8 protein-coding genes are annotated in these 15,771 nt (G+C 48.1%); 2 read left to right on the top strand and 6 right to left on the bottom strand.

Annotated elements, in window-relative coordinates:
• Window positions 1–1,001: 1,001 nt before the first annotated feature.
• The 6 genes from E1919_RS11170 to E1919_RS11145 form a co-directional block, all read right to left on the bottom strand.
• A complete protein-coding gene (locus E1919_RS11170; RefSeq protein WP_162053485.1) occupies window positions 1,002–2,669 on the bottom strand; it encodes a RagB/SusD family nutrient uptake outer membrane protein in 1,668 nt (555 codons plus the stop codon).
• Window positions 2,670–2,691: 22 nt separating this feature from the next.
• Window positions 2,692–5,751 carry a SusC/RagA family TonB-linked outer membrane protein gene (locus E1919_RS11165; protein ID WP_162053484.1) on the bottom strand — a complete coding sequence of 1,020 codons (3,060 nt, stop codon included), beginning with the start codon at window positions 5,749–5,751 and terminating at the stop codon, window positions 2,692–2,694.
• Between the two features lie 1,053 nt (window positions 5,752–6,804).
• Window positions 6,805–7,986 (bottom strand): Gfo/Idh/MocA family protein, encoded by a 1,182-nt coding sequence (locus E1919_RS11160; protein ID WP_162053483.1) that lies wholly within the window; start codon window positions 7,984–7,986, stop codon window positions 6,805–6,807.
• A gap of 91 nt (window positions 7,987–8,077) precedes the next feature.
• On the bottom strand, window positions 8,078–9,475 hold the full coding sequence (locus E1919_RS11155; RefSeq protein ID WP_202915902.1) for a putative oxidoreductase C-terminal domain-containing protein: 1,398 nt from the start codon (window positions 9,473–9,475) through the stop codon (window positions 8,078–8,080).
• Window positions 9,476–9,547: 72 nt separating this feature from the next.
• Window positions 9,548–10,339, bottom strand: coding sequence for a ThuA domain-containing protein (locus tag E1919_RS11150; RefSeq protein WP_237144264.1), 792 nt, complete (start codon window positions 10,337–10,339; stop codon window positions 9,548–9,550).
• An 88-nt stretch (window positions 10,340–10,427) separates the two neighbouring features.
• The gene (locus E1919_RS11145; RefSeq protein WP_162053480.1) at window positions 10,428–11,852 is read right to left on the bottom strand and encodes a Gfo/Idh/MocA family protein; all 1,425 of its coding nucleotides are present in this window, start codon (window positions 11,850–11,852) and stop codon (window positions 10,428–10,430) included.
• Window positions 11,853–12,476: 624 nt separating this feature from the next.
• Here E1919_RS11145 and E1919_RS11135 point away from each other — a divergent pair.
• Window positions 12,477–13,505 carry a LacI family DNA-binding transcriptional regulator gene (locus E1919_RS11135; protein ID WP_162053478.1) on the top strand — a complete coding sequence of 343 codons (1,029 nt, stop codon included), beginning with the start codon at window positions 12,477–12,479 and terminating at the stop codon, window positions 13,503–13,505.
• Between the two features lie 93 nt (window positions 13,506–13,598).
• Window positions 13,599–15,761: an alpha-glucuronidase family glycosyl hydrolase gene (locus E1919_RS11130; protein ID WP_162053477.1), complete on the top strand. Its 2,163-nt coding sequence runs from the start codon at window positions 13,599–13,601 to the stop codon at window positions 15,759–15,761.
• Window positions 15,762–15,771 lie beyond the last annotated feature (10 nt).

Below are 15,771 nucleotides of genomic sequence, written 5' to 3'. Positions count from 1 at the left end.
TTGAGTTTTTATCAAGCTGTATCAACAACTGAGGCTGTATATGCCAAAACTTTGCTGACTTTTTTGATATCGGTTTCAATGGTTTTAGCTGCGTTGTGTAAGTTAATCCTATGCTTTCTTCGAATTGCGCTCTACTATTGATAGCATTAGATCGCTGCCTGTTGTGACGAAAGTGAGTAGTTCTTTAATTCTTTTAATTATATATCATGTTGATATAGAGTTATCTATGTTGTGTTATTGCCTGTGTGAAATCGTAGCATATATAAGCTGCATTTGTCATATTAAATGAGTAACCGCTCACTGTTTTTGTAAACTTGAGTAAATAAATCAAATAATGCAACCGATTTCATGAATAGTTTTGAAACTAATTCCATCCTGTGAGATTTTTGAAGCATACAGTTGCGGAATAGATACTTTTTGATGGACATAAAGCATCTTATAGCCAACATAACCTACAGTGGAGTGGCAGAAGCTTGAAGTGTTTTGTATCTGCTATAGAGGTATATAGCTGGATGAATGCTTTACTGGGTCTGTGTTGGGCTTCGAAGCGTAAGGGAAGGGGCTTGTCCAGGTTTGGTCTATATCATTTGAAACCGATTGCGGAATATCTGATTTATTGGTTACTGACAAGGCAGGATATAGGAAGATCATGACAGTGAAAGGGGGAAGAGGTGGTTCAGAGTGCTGAAAGTAAGTAAAAGCCAGGAATCAATCCTTCTTCTGCAGTACAGGTGTAAGGCTGCAGAAACTCAACAAAGCATGAGGTGTTACTTTGCCAGTTTTGGCTCTAAACTCGATGGTAGCTTATGTAGGAGGGAAAAAGAGGTTTTAGGTCGAAGAAGGGTGCTCCTGCCGCGCTCTTGCGACTCCACCCCTTCTCAATGGGTATAAAAGCCACTTTCTTTGTTCTGGCTACTAGGTAGGCGATAGTCAGGAGGCCATAAAAAAACACCGCCCACTCTTTTGGAGGGGGCGGTGTAGTAAGGTACACAGTTTTGTAATTAATACCCTGGATTTTGCTCAAAAGGAGTAGCACTACGGTCAATCTGCGTTTGAGGAATCGGTCTTAGCACGTGGTGAGGCTGGATATTAGGCGCAGCTGCCTCGTTGTGTGCCTTCACCCTATCGATAAGTACACCCCATCGCTTCAGGTCCAGCCAGCGCATCTGCTCGCCAATCAGCTCTCTTGGCCGCTCTTCGATGATAAACTCCATGTCCAGCTGGTCAGCTGTGATTTCCATCTCGCTTTCTTTGCCAGGCCACGCTGCTCTGCGACGTACCATATTGATGTTTTCAACCGCTTCAGCGGTCTGGCCAACTTGTAGCTGCGCCTCTGCCAGCATCAGGTAGGTATCCGCCAAGCGGAAAGCAATATAATCCCGACCACCTTCAAACTGTGTCCGGTCTACGCGGCCAGCATCCAAGTGCTTGGTAAGCGCAGGGAACAGACGCTCGTCGTACCGGCTGGGTACCAGTACCTGGTACGGCTTCTTCGCTCTTTCCTCCGCTGACATTTCATACCCCGGCAGGTAAATGGCCGTGTCACCCTCGGCAAAGGTTACAGAAGGCTTGGTCGTGTCAAAGGAAGTGTTGTACGTTCCAGGTTTGTTGCTGTAATATACATCTTTAAAGGACTTCTTATAGCGGCTGTCAATATCACGGTTTGTGAAAATCTCGTTGAGCGTGTATTCAGTAGGCATATAGCGCTTGAACGGTCGGCCGTTCACCACATCACGCTGCATACCAGGCTGGACATCATACTCCATCAGGAAAAACACGTGGGAGTTATTGCCCCCTCCGTTCGTTAGTGGGTCGCGGGTATACTGCACAGACCAGATGACTTCATCGTTCATCTCGTTGCCTTGCTGGTGCACCGAAGCAAAATCAGGAAGAAGGTGCAAGTCATAGTTGTTGATTACGTTCTGAAACAACGGAATTGCGTTGGAAAAATCATCAGCTGCTTTGGCTTCCGAAGTTGCCTTGGTCAGGTACACTTTCCCCAGCAGGTGCTCAGCGGCAGGACGTGTGGCGCGGCCGTATTGCGATGCTCTGGCTGATGCCTCCAGATCCGGAATAGCCTCTGTCAAATCTCTGATGATCGCTTCGTATTGCGCTGCTATCGTAGATCTGGTAACTTCCTTGGTGGGTAACAGTGTTTCTGTCAGGCGTAGGTCAACTCCGCCAAACAATTGCGTCAGGATAAAGTAATGATGGGCCCGGATAAATTTAGCTTCTGCTATCCGCTGCTTCTTAAGCTCTTCTGTCATGCCAGTCACAGCGGGAGCACGATCTATGACAGCGTTCGTGGTATTGATTCCCCGGTAAAGCTCATCCCATAGTTCCCTTACATGTCCATTTTGCGTATCGAACTGGGTGGTGTACGTATTCATAAACTTCCACCCTCCATCTGCCCCATTGGTATAAGTATCTGTGCCGAATATGGTGAAGTTATTTCCCCGCTCCGTGCCATACCAGGTTCTCAAAGAAGAATAAGCGGCGTTCACAGCATCATCTATACCTTTGGCCGTGTTCATATAGTCATTGCCTATCCGGGAAATTACTTCCTCGTTCAGGGTGTCTTGGCAGGATGGAGCACCCATAAGGAGAACCCCTAAAAGCCCGATTTTGGCCAAACCCAAAGCTTTGTTTTTATTTATCTGTAAATTCATGGCTACTGTAGTTTAGTCTTAATTAAAATCTGGCATTTATACCGAAGGTAAACACTTTGGTAGCAGGGGCTACGTTAGCGTTTATCTCTCCTCCGCCTACACCCTGGTCCCCGTCTACATATGTCTCCGGATCTATACCCTGGTACTTAGAGCGGTATGAGGCGAAAATAAAGGGTTGCTGAATGCTGGTGTACACCCGCAGGCTCTCCATCCGCAGTTTGGAAGCAAAAGAAGCCGGTACATTATAGCCTAAGTTGATGTTTCTGACCTTCAGGAAGGAACCGTCGAAATAGGTCAGAGAACTGGCGTATTTAGGAAATTCCTGGGTAACAACTGGCTGTGGGAAATTATTGGTGGGGTTGTTTGGTGTCCAGTAGTCTACTGCAAGGTTATTATAGCGTCCAGCTAGTAGGTTGTTGCTATCGTGGAAACGGCTTCTGATTAATTGTCCGTACCGGCCAAACACAAAGAAGGAAAAGTCAAAGTTTTTGAACGTGATGCGGTTCGTAATACCCCCGGCAAAATCCGGAACGGCAGAGCCCAGGATCTGGCGGTCATCCGCATTAATTTTGCCATCGTTGTTTACGTCCTCTACTCTTACTTGTCCTACTTGATCCTGGTATATTAAAGCTTCATCGGCTTGATCTGCCTGCCATATCCCTAGCTTTCTGTAATCAAAAAATACCGAAAGGGGCTGCCCGATAAAGCGACCGGCGGCTACGTCATCTACTTTTCCGTTGGCAAGTTCAATGATGGCTTCACGGTTACGGGTGAAGACAAAGTCAGTAGACCAGGTGAAGTCTCCTTTGTCAATATTCACCGTCGTAACTGTTGCCTCAATTCCTTGGTTTCGCGTATGGCCGATGTTTGTAAAATACCCACCAAAACCAATGGAGGTTGGCAGCGGCTGTGGCGCCAACAAGGCGGTGGTGTTTGTTACGTAGTATTCCAAACTACCAGACACCCTACCACTGAACAAGCTGAAATCAAGGCCAGCATTGGCTGTCTTGGATGTTTCCCACCTCAGGTCTGGGTTCCCAATGGTGTTGGGACGGTAACCGTACGCAGGAGTATTATCCCAGGCGTAAGACGTGCGACCCAATAGCGCCTGTGTCTGGTAAGGGTCAATAGCGGTATTTCCAATTACCCCGTAACTCACGCGTAGCTTGGCCATATCTAACCAGTTAACTCCTGACATAAAGGATTCCTCCGAAAGATTCCAGCCCAATGCTACAGAGGGGAAGTAGCCGAATTTAGTGTTTTCCCCGAATCGGGAAGAACCATCTGCCCGTATGGTAGCGGTGAGCAGGTACTTGTTTTTATAGTCATAATTAGCCCGGCCCATGAACGATAGCAGCGTCCAGGTGCGGAGGTCGGTGTTGGACCCGAGAATCTGGTTTGCATCACCCAACCGGTAATACTGCTGGTTTTCGTCCGGTATTCCCAACACGTCTATTGAAGAGTTTTCAAACCGGTCTTTCTGAATAGACTGAAGTCCGGTGAAGTTCAGGTTGTGCACCTCGTTAAATTGCTTGTTATAAGTAAGGATGTTTTCAATTGTATAGTTGAGGACGAACTCCTCATAAACGCCTCCGGTAGGTGCTCCGCCCCGGCGCGCATTGGTTTCCGAGCCTGTAAAACGGCCGCTTCTTCTTACCGTCACGTCCGGTCCAAAGTTTAACCGGTACTTCAGGCCTTCTGCAATGTCCCATTCGCCATAGATACTGTTGAAAATCCGGTAGCGCTTGGTTTCGTCTACCTGTGCACCGTCCACAATTTCGGCAAGCGGGTTGGTGCGCAAACCATCGTTTGTCGGCAAAAAGTTAATAGTGCCGTCTTCATTATAAGGCCTACCCAGCGGGTTTTCGGCAAAAGCTCCCCCTAGTGGGTTGAAGTTCTCGCCATTCCGGATGCTATACACAAACAGGGAAGAGGTACCCACCCTTAACTTGTCATTTATTTTATGATCCAGGTTAACGCGGAAGGTATAGCGGGAGAAATCCTGCTTTTTCACTACCCCTTTGTCTTCGAAGTAGTTGCCGGAGATATTGAAAGTCGTTTTTTCGCTACCCCCCGATACGCCCAGCTGGTGGCTTTGGATCATACCGGTGCGCAGCATGGCATCTACATAGTCAGTGCTGCGGCCTGACCGGATGCTCTCCAGTTCTACAGGTTCAAATATTTTCTCATCAGCTTCGTCGGTGGCAGGCCCCAGGGGGTACTGACCGATAGCTCTTCTTGACTCCCGCTTATACTCTGCAAACCCTGGGCCGTCAAGTACTTCAACTCTTCCAAGGGGGCTGTTAATTCCTACAAATGTATCATACGTTACAACAGTTTTGCCCGCTACCCCTCTTTTGGTAGTAATGATCACGACACCGTTGGAGCCCCGGGAGCCATAGATAGCTGTGGCGGAAGCATCTTTCAGCACCTCCATAGAGGCAATATCCTGCGGGTTGATGTCATCGATACCACCGGAAAGCGGAATGCCGTCCACTACATATAGCGGGTCGTTGGAAGCGTTGAAAGACCGGCGGCCCCTGATACGGATCTGTGGTCCGGCACCCGGTTTACTTCCCGCCTGTACCACGTCTACACCGGCTGCCCGGCCCTGAATGGCCTGACGGGCATTGGTAATCGGCATTTCGCTTATCTCTCTGGAGGATAAGGAGGAAATAGCCCCGGTTACCTGGCTTTTCTTCTGAGTACCATAGCCTACAACCTGCACTTCCTGCAGTGCTTTAGAATCTTCGGTCAGGGACACGTTAATAGTGGCCGGACCGGTAAAGGGCATTTCTTTGGCAGTGGTGCCGATAAAGGAGAAAATCAGGGTGCCGGGAGATTCAGGCACAGAGAGTGTGTAATTCCCTTCAGTGTCTGTAGAGGTTCCTACTGTGGTTCCTTTAAGAACAACCGCAACACCAGGAAGCGCCTCTCCTTTAAGTGTTACTTTGCCGGTAATCTGCCACGCAAAAGGATTGGCTTCGGTGGCAAAGGCTGCCGGCGAGAACATGCTCCCCGTCACGATGCCGATAAGCAAGAGGCATAGTCTGGCTTGCCATAAGTGTATAGATTTTTTCATGCACTGTTTGTTTAAGATGAATAAAGCATTGACTATAAAGGGTGTAATTGAAAATGTGAAACAATTCAGGTAAGCTAAGCAGGTTCTGAAACGCAATAATAAGCCAGACACCTCCTGCAGAGGGTTTGGTAGCATGCAATAATGGAATCGATTGCAGTTGCAACAGCATTATTCTTCTGCAATCTTAGTTCCCGAACTGTCAATATTTTAAATATTTAGCTAATAAATATGAACCTACCAGCTAACATCTGACTTAGATGATGCAACAGCAAGATTAAATAGATTATGCTTGTTTTGAATTTGATTTTTCTAATCAAAACTTCGCTGCTTTCCATTTGATGCGATTGTAAAGCTTTAGCTACACTTTTTCTGAACAAATAGGGGTAAAAGAGCAATTAATGTATTTTCATTTGTCGAAGCGACCTACTTCTGCCAATCTTCATTCTCGAACATCAAACTTTGGGATCGATTGTAGAGGGTGAAGGAGACATCAGGTTCCGTTACCGCACCTATAATATGAATTTCCTACAAACAAAGTAATCTTAATAGATTATTATATAAGTGAGTAATCAGTTATTCTTTATGTATCTGAAATTTAGTTATTTATTTTAATTTTCCAAATGTTTTTTATACTGAAAAAGTAAAGCGACAAAAGCTTTAAGGCTGTAGGGCTTTTGGAGCGTTACTCAGCGGATTAAAATGCTATAAAGAGACCTAAGTAGGATAGTGCAGGACAAAAACAAAATGATTACAAGCGGGGGCGAGGCTCAGGTTAGCTGTAAACTGCCTAAGGCACGCATACTTTTTCCGGAAGGTTGACTTACAAAGAGATGAGCCGCAGGAATGCTATTCTTCCTAAGGCTGCTCTTCTTTGAAAATAATGTCAGCAAAACTACCAGGGCAGCATTCAAACTGCAAGTGTCGTAGATTTTTTTCCTAATAGCATAAAGTAGGATTCAACAGGCATGAGTGGTTAACTTATGCCTCTGTGCTTGCTACTTCCACTGCTTCTTCATCTTAACGCGCCTGCTCTTTGAGAGGCAACCTTAGACTTCATGCTTTCAGGCTCATTATTTGAGCCTGATGCTGTGCCTTTAGTGCCAGTTCTGTCGCCAGAAAGCAATGTTCCTGTGTCATGGCTGTCTCGGTGCGGTTCAGAATGTCGTTTACCAGCTGCTCACCATAAGGCAGAGGCACCTGGCTGCAGTCAATGTACCGGGTCTCTTTGTTGTCCGTCAGGAAAAGATGGTTGCCACCGTCCCGGCCGGCAATGTCAATGTTTTTGCGAATTTCGATGAAGCCATCGGTGCCCAAAACCGTCAGGCGACCGTCTCCCCACGATTTCAACCCGTCAGGCGTAAACCAATCCACCCGAATGTAGCCTGTTCCGCCGTCACCGCGCACCATCACGTCGCCAAAATCCTCAAACTTGGGGTATTGCGGATGATTTATGTTTCCCACCTGCGACGCCAAGATGTCGGCTTTGGTAGTACCTGTAAAGTACAGGAACTGATCGAACTGGTGCGAACCTATATCTGTGATGATGCCGCCAAAATGCTTGCGGTCAAAGAACCACTCGGGCCGTGATTTTGCATTCATACGGTGTGGTCCCAGTCCAATCGTCTGTACCACTTTGCCAATAGCCCCGGCTTTAACCAGGTCACCGGCCTTCACGGTTGCCCTGTTTTCGAAACGTTCGCTATACATAATGGAGTAGATGCGGTTGGTTTCTTTCTGCACGCGGCGCACTTCAGCCAGTTGCTCCAGCGTCGTGATACCGGGCTTGTCTGCCATGTAGTCTTTGCCGTGGCGCATGACCCGGATACCAAGCGGAGCCCGCTCATCGGGGATGATGGAGCTGAGCACAAGGTGTATAGAATTGTCTTCCAGTATTTCCTTTTCGTTGCGGACAAGCTTTGCCTCTGGAAACCGTTTGGCAAAGGCTGCCACAAGATCCGGCTCTTTCGCATAGTAGGAAATAAACTCTCCGCCGCCTCTTTTCACCGCCTCTACCTGGCCATATATATGCCCATGGTTGATGCCAATAACAGAGAAGCGGATACGCGGGGCTGCCGTATTTCCGCTACTGGTTTCCTGCTCACCCAGCGGTTTAGAAACCAAGTATTCCGGGGAGGCTAATGCTTCATGCGGCAAGGCTGAAAACATAGCCAGGCCTGCTGCCGTTGTAACGGTGTCTCTGATAAACTTGCGACGTTCGGACTGGGAGCTTTTCATATCCATAATGCTGTCTGGTGAATAGTTTTGAAAAAATAGAACGTAGTTAAGCCTCTTTCGAAATAAACCGGTTGTGTGTCTGGAGCATACGCTACCTTCTGGAAGTAGGATTGCCTTTTTGCTTTGCTATTTCCAGTGCCTTTGTTGTGGTATAATATTTTGCAATCATATTCGGTACTTCCCAATCCGGCATTTTGCCAGCTGCTAAATACTCCAGAAACTTTTCTGCTACCTGTGCGAAGTGTGCCTCATGGCCGTCATGGTATTTTTCCGGAGCAGTTACAATCCAGGCATTCCCGGCCCTGCTTACTTCTACCCCAGGGTACTTTTGCTGTATAGTAGCCAGGTTCGCTTTCAGCGTTTTCTCGAAAGCATCTACATCGATGCCGCTGGCAGGCTCAATAGTGAGTTGGGGCTTATACCCTTGTTCCTGCCCCTGGCGAATCACCAGATTGGCTTTTGTGCCTTTCATTACAGAGAAATGCGTATCGCCGGCCCCTTCGGGTGCTTTGTAGTTCCAGATAACAGACACTTTTGCGTTAACGCCTTTTACCTGATAGTTGATTTCGCCGTTAGAATAAACCGCTAGCAGGCTGTCTTTTGCTATATCTTTTGCAAGGTAGGCCGGGTAAGTAGCCATTCCGGTAACCTGCCTGAATTGCGCGGAGCTTAGGTTTGTTGCCCAACGGCGAGCGTCCGTAATCCTGACGTCCTGCTGGTAATCAATAACCTGCTCCGGAAAGCATTCCCATTGTACCAGGTCTACCAGGTGCGTGGTAACATCCACAATACCCTCCCCCTCCTGTGTCACATCAAAAAACCAGGCCGGGCGCTTCAGCGGCATACCCGAAACGTATTTAAAGAAATGGTGTACGCTTTCCTTCGTAATTGCCGGGTCAGCAGGAGTGCCTTTCTGCAGCGTTCCGAAAACCTCGGGCAACATCGAAAACTCCCGTTGCAGCATGGTGGTTATTTCATAGCGCTCTGTCATGATGTCGTAGAGCAACACATCGTTTTTTTCGGCAGCTGCAAAAGCTTCCTTGAGTAAGCCGAAGCTTTCGGTATCAATGGCCATTGGTTTGTCGGCCAGCACATGCAAACCGGCGTCTACTGACGTTTTAATGTACTCTGTCTTTTTCTGGTTGTTCCCTGCCAGCACGACTACATTGCCAGGCTTTTCGGCCAGCATTTTCTGAAAATAGTCTTCCCCGGTATATACTTCCTCCTGCCAGTTTGTGGGGTTTTCCGGTCGGGTATTGTAAGCTTCTATTTTTTTGAGATGCTCCTCTACATCGTCTCCTGCGGGCGCATAGACATGCACCACCGAATCTACGTTGGCATACATGCTCTTCTGCACTAGTGCAGCATGGAAATGTCCCGGATCGAGGGTAATCAGTTTGATTTTTCCTGGCGAAGCCATCGTTGTCTCATTATTAGCAGCAACGGCTTCTGAAGTAATGTCCTGTGTTCTGGTTGAGCAGGATGTCATTACAAATAAAGCTGTCGCCGTGAATGTGAAAGTGGAGATTCCTTTTAGCATAAGCGAAGAATAAGAACTGAATTAGGGAAGAGGAGTGTCTTTAGCGGTGGCGTACGCTTTCGTGAAATCTACTTTCTTGCTCTGGCTCGCTACGAAATGCATTCCCTGCAGGATGTGCTTTATGAAAACCGGATCTTCATAAGATTTCTTATCATGTCCTAAAGTAGTTATCCAGATGTTGCCACCGTCAAAATGCTGGTACCAGACGGCAGGATAGTAGTCTGCGAAAGGGGCGGAGGCGCTTTTAATTTTTTCTTCTTCCTTTTTATCTAAAGAGCTTAAATCATGTGCCATCACAACTTTAATTCCCGGGTATAGTTCTTTGGCAAAATAACATTCGTCTGCTCTTTCCCATACTTCCGGCAAACCCTGAACCGTAGGATGGTCCTTATCAATCACCTTCACCTTGAATGGTTGGAAACTGGCATGCCATAAAAAAGTGCCTCCCACCATCGTCTTAAACCATTTCCAGTTCCGCTCGGTGCCCGTAACAGAATGCAGGCCTACAAAACCTCCTCCCGCTTCGATGTACCGGCGAAAAGCTACGCGTTGTTCATCCGTGTCAAACACATCGTTGTTGGTGCTGGGGAACATGAGAAAAGTGTATTGCTGCAGGTTCTTTTCTGTAAAAGCTGTTGGGTCATCTGTCACATCTACTTTAAAACCTTTTTCCTGGCCAAGCTTCTGTATGGCCTTTACAACGTTCGGAATGTTGTCGTGCACATAGCCCTTCCCGTTTTTAGTGTACACCAGCACATTTACTTTTTTCCAGTCAACGTTACGGGTAGGTTGTGCCCTGGTAAATGACGCCAAGGTTCCTGATAACAAGAAAAAAAGGAGGACAAAGCAGTAGAACTGTTTCATGATTTGATATGCGTTTAATCCGATTAAAAACAGCTGCCTAACCTATAGCCCACGGTGACCGCTGCGGCCTTGATAACATGCTGTTTGCCTCGTCATCATTCCTGAAGCGCTCTTTGATCGGATCCCAGTACACGGTTCGCTTCAGCTTCATGGCAATCTGATGGATGAGGCAGGCAGAGCAGGAGCGATGACCTACTTCCACCGGGGCGATGGGAGGTTTACGGGTTTGTATAGACTCCAGCCAATTGCCATGGTGTTCTTTGCTATCAGTTAAATGAATCTCGTTCGGGCCGATGACTGAAGTGACGATTTTGGGATTACTGGCGGTAAGGGCTTTGCTCCCTTTTTTGCTGGACACCGGGTCGCTGGCTGTAGCGGCATAATCCCCACGGGTAACGAATATCCATCCGTCGGTGCCTTCAAACTTAATCCCGTTCTCGAATTCGTTGTTGACGATCATTTTTACCCCGTTCGCATACAAGGCCTCTGTCTGAAATTTGCCATGTACATCCCACAGGCCGGAGGTAGGGTACTCTGCCCATCCTGATACCTCTATGGGGCCGGTGTATTCTGTATCCATGGCCCAATGCGCACTGTCGATGTGGTGGGAGCCCCAGCCTGTAATCATGCCCGCGCCAAACTGCTCACAACGCAGCCAGCCGGGCCTGGCCTCAATGCTGTCTTGGGGATGCACCCGCTTTTCTGTATAATAAACATAGGGCGTAGTGCCCAGCCACATGTCGTAGTTCAGGTTTTCCGGAATAGGCATCGGAGGCTCTTCATTTCCGCCCGGGTCGCCTGGTAAACCAATCGATACTGTTTTAAGCTGGCCAATCCGTCCGTTGCGCACCAACTCGGCAGCATAGCGGAACTGCGGTGAAGAGCGTTGCTGGCTGCCTATCTGCAGAATGCGGCCTGTCCGGTGGACAGCATTGCTCATCTCCCTGCCTTCGCTGATGGTGAGAGAAGCCGGCTTTTGCATGTAAATATCCATTCCTGCCTCGGCTGCCATAATAGCGATGGGAGCATGCCAGTGGTCGGGCGTGCTGATGATGACGGCATCAATGTCTTTGTTCTGAATGAGCTCCCGGAAATCGGTGTAAACCCTTACCCCATCATACGCCTTCCCATTTTTTTTCGTGTAATAGTTGTTTACAAACGCTTTGCCGGCCTCCGCCCGTTTGCTGTCTACATCGCAAACAGCTGTTATCCTGGCAGTGTCATACTGCATCACTCCCGGCATATCATGGCCAAGAGAGATACGGCCCGTGCCAATAGCGCCGACGTTTATTCGGTTGCTAGGCGAATTCTTGCCAAAAACGGACGCTGGCACAATGGTTGGGAAACCATTTATTCCCAGTGAAGTGGTTAAAGCTCCTGTTGCAGTGGCCTTAATGAAATTTCTCCTGTTGATAGCGTTTTCAATGTTGGGCATTGCCTTCTTATTTTGGAAGTTAGACATATGGTTTCCGAAAAATATGCTAATACTGATGATGTACTGGTATTCTGAATAGAAAAGGAGGTGCAGAGAAGTCGTTTCTCAGGAAGAAACGCTTTTCTGGTTAATAGTAATAAGCAGGGTTTGAAATGAAATATTGTTTCATTTCAAACCCTGTGTGCGTTCACACAGGTTATTAATATGTTACTTTGCCTGCCGCCGTTATTACCGATGCATTGGCTTTCTTTTTGAGCTTAGTAAGAGCTTGTTAAATGACTGAACTTAAAGGCAATATATGTAAAATCGCTTTAAATGCATCATACTGGGATGTTTTAGTAAGTAACTGCTCACTGTTGTAAACTTGAATATATATTTTGGTAATTGCAACCGATTTCATAAATTTGTTTTGCCAGGTTATATTTTGAGGCGAAAGCACTGTAGGGGGATGAGCGCTTGAATAAGCTTTGCCTTGAATGTTTTGTTTATGCTTCCCAGTTATATAAACGAGCATAAGCACTTATCTTTAACCTGTGGAGCCGGAGCAGTGCTTCTTGTAAGGAAAGCAGATTGCTGTGTAAGGTGTTGTAGTACAGATGTAGTATAGAAGCGTTAAAATCGATTCCGGCCTAAGGTTAATAAAATTTACAAATGGACAAGGAAATAACCATTTATGATATAGCGAAGGGAGTAGGTGTGTCGCCTACAACTGTGAGCAGAGCATTGAACGACCACCCAGCCGTAAACACGAAAACCAAGAAACTGATCTTCGACAAAGCAGCACAACTGGGGTATCGCTCTAACATGTTTGCCAGTAACCTGCGGCGGCAGCGTACTAATACTATCGGCGTGATCGTTCCCATCCTGAACAGTAACTTTCAGTCGTCAGTAATGGCTGGTATGGAGAAGGTGGCAAACGAGGCGGGGTATAACCTGATCATCAGCCAGTCGATGGGAACGGCGCAGAAAGAAATAGCAAACGCTAAAACCATGTTCAACAGCAGGGTAGACGGTCTGCTGGTCTCCCTGGCGCACGATACAGAGAATATCGACCACTTCGAGCCATTCTTCAAAAAGGGCATCCCGGTGCTGTTCTACGATAGGGTGGCGGAGCATAAGCAAAGCACCAGCATCGTAATAGACAATGTGCAGGCCGCTTATAAGGCCACCACCCACCTGATAGAGCAAGGGTGCAGGAGAATTGTCCACATAAGCGGAAACCTTAAAATCAACGTGTACGCCAACCGTTTAAAGGGCTACAGGTACGCGCTGATAGACCACAACCTGCCTTTTGACGAGTCTCTCGTCATCACCAACGACCTGACGGAAGAAGCGGGCGTGAAAGCTGCTGAGCTGATGCTGCAAATGGACCCGAGACCGGATGGCGTGTTTGTTGCTAATGATTTCTGTGCCGTAAACTGCATGAAGGCTCTGAAGCAGGCGGGGGTAGCAGTACCGGATGATATTGCCCTTGTCGGCTTTAACAACGACCCCATCACGAGGGTAGTGGAGCCGGACCTGACTACCATCAACTATCCTGGTTATGAAATGGGTGAGGTAGGTGTAAGAAGCCTCATTAATTACCTGGATGCCTTGTCTGACATCAGCATCACGAATACAGTTACCCTGCATTCAGATTTAATTGTAAGAGGGTCTTCTCTTCGAAATACGAAGGTATAGGGTGGCCCGTGTCTGCTGTATATATAGCACTGTAATAATTTTATTTAGTAATAGCTGAAAAGCTAAAGGCTGATAGCCATCACTAATCTTGATATGAGAAATAAGTTTATTTTAATTCTACCGCTCCTGTTGCTCTTATTTGTAACTGATTCCTTGCATGCCGATGACGGGTACAGGCTGTGGCAGCGGTATGATAAGATAGAGAATGCAGCTAAACTGAACGGCTATCAGCAAGCCTTGACGGAGATAGTTTTGGAAGGGAATTCACCTACCCTGCTGGTGGCGCAAAAGGAACTGAAAAACGGTTTGAGTGGCTTGCTGGGTAAAGAAGTACCTATCTCTCAGCGACCGACACAAGCCGGAGCGCTTGTGGCAGGCACGCCAGCTAATTCGCCGCTCATAAAATCACTGCAGTTAGAGAACAGGCTGAAGCCGCTGGGGCAGGATGGCTACCTGCTGCTGACCACGAACATCAACGGAAAGAAAAGCACCGCCATTGCCGCCAATACGGATGTGGGCGTTTTATACGGTGCCTTCCACCTCTTAAGGCTTCTCCAGATGCAACAGGATGTCAGCAATCTATCTGTTGCAAGTGCCCCCAAAATCCGGCACCGCGTGCTGAACCACTGGGATAACCTGGACAGAACCGTAGAACGGGGATATGCCGGCTTCTCGCTCTGGGACTGGCACAGGCTACCAGGCTATATCGACCAGCGTTACCTGGATTATGCCCGTGCGAATGCCTCTATTGGTATCAATGGCACGGTGCTGACGAACGTGAATGCCAATGCCCTCGTCCTCACAAAGGAATACCTGGTAAAAGTAAAAGCCCTTGCAGATGCTTTCCGACCTTATGGCATTAAGGTATACCTCACCGCCCGCTTCAGTGCCCCGATTGAAATTGGCGGACTGAAAACCGCCGACCCACTGGACCCGCAGGTGCAGGCTTGGTGGAAGGAGAAGACAAAAGAAGTTTACAGCTATATTCCGGATTTCGGCGGCTACCTGGTGAAGGCCGATTCCGAAGGGCAGCCGGGGCCGCACAACTACAAGCGGACACAGGCAGATGGCGCCAACATGCTGGCCGATGCCGTGGCACCCCATGGCGGCATTGTGATGTGGCGGGCTTTTGTGTACAGCGAGCATACGCCTGATGACCGCCACAAGCAGGCTTTCAATGAGTTCAAGCCCTTGGATGGTAAGTTCCGGGATAATGTGCTGGTGCAGGTAAAGAACGGTGCCATCGACTTTCAGCCACGCGAGCCTTTTCACCCGCTGTTTGGTGCCATGCCCAGCACACGGCTCATGATGGAGTTCCAGATAACGCAGGAGTACCTGGGGCAGGGCACTAATTTGGCTTACCTGGCCCCCCTGTATAAAGAAGTGCTGGAGTCAGATACATATGCCAAAGGCAAGGGCTCTACAGTAGCCAAGGTAGTGGACGGCACCCTGGACAACCACCAGCTGTCAGCCATAGCAGGTGTCAGCAACATTGGTACCGACCGTAACTGGACAGGACACCAGTTCGCACAGTCTAACTGGTATACCTTCGGGCGCCTTGCCTGGGACCACTCCATTTCCTCCGAAGAAATAGCCGACGAATGGATTAAGATGACATTCACGAATAATAACCAATTTGTGGCTCCTGTAAAAAAGATGATGCTGAACTCGCACGAAGCCATTGTGAATTACATGACGCCGCTTGGCCTGCACCACCTCATGGGCTGGTCGCACCACTACGGACCGGGGCCCTGGATAAAAGACAAGCCGCGCGCCGACTGGACCTCCGTTTATTACCACCAGGCAGATGAAAACGGGATTGGGTTTGACCGCACCAAAACAGGGAGTAACGCCGTGGCGCAGTATTTCCCGCCGGTGCAGAAGCAGTTTGCCAACATAAAGAAAGTGCCGGAGAAGTACCTGCTATGGTTCCATCACGTGCCCTGGGATTATAAAACGAACTCAGGCAGAATACTCTGGGATGAACTGGCCTACCGCTATTCCGCTGGCGTAGACACCGTGCGGCAGATGCAGCAAACCTGGGATACGGTGGAGGGAATGATAGACGAGGAAAGATTCAACCATGTGAAAATGCTACTGGCTGTTCAGGAACAGGAGGCCAAGTGGTGGCGCGATGCATGTCTGCTCTACTTCCAGACTTTCTCTAAAAGACCGATACCAAAAGGCCTGGAAGAGCCGGAGCACTCACTGGAGCACTACATGCAGCTGGACCCGAAGTTTGTTCCCGGAATTTAATCAAGACACT

Origin of the sequence: Pontibacter pamirensis, assembly GCF_010015475.1 — a bacterium.
In the GTDB taxonomy this organism is placed as follows: domain Bacteria; phylum Bacteroidota; class Bacteroidia; order Cytophagales; family Hymenobacteraceae; genus Pontibacter; species Pontibacter pamirensis.
This window is presented reverse-complemented; position numbering and strand designations above follow the sequence as displayed.

Excerpts from the sequence above, each read along its gene's own strand:
- E1919_RS11170 (WP_162053485.1), bottom strand. The coding sequence starts at position 2,669 with ATGAATTTACAGATAAATAAAAACAAAGCTTTGGGTTTGGCCAAAATC.
- E1919_RS11165 (WP_162053484.1), bottom strand. The coding sequence starts at position 5,751 with ATGAAAAAATCTATACACTTATGGCAAGCCAGACTATGCCTCTTGCTT.
- E1919_RS11160 (WP_162053483.1), bottom strand. The coding sequence starts at position 7,986 with ATGAAAAGCTCCCAGTCCGAACGTCGCAAGTTTATCAGAGACACCGTT.
- E1919_RS11155 (WP_202915902.1), bottom strand. The coding sequence starts at position 9,475 with ATGACATCCTGCTCAACCAGAACACAGGACATTACTTCAGAAGCCGTT.
- E1919_RS11145 (WP_162053480.1), bottom strand. The coding sequence starts at position 11,852 with ATGTCTAACTTCCAAAATAAGAAGGCAATGCCCAACATTGAAAACGCT.
- E1919_RS11135 (WP_162053478.1), top strand. The coding sequence starts at position 12,477 with ATGGACAAGGAAATAACCATTTATGATATAGCGAAGGGAGTAGGTGTG.
- E1919_RS11130 (WP_162053477.1), top strand. The coding sequence starts at position 13,599 with ATGAGAAATAAGTTTATTTTAATTCTACCGCTCCTGTTGCTCTTATTT.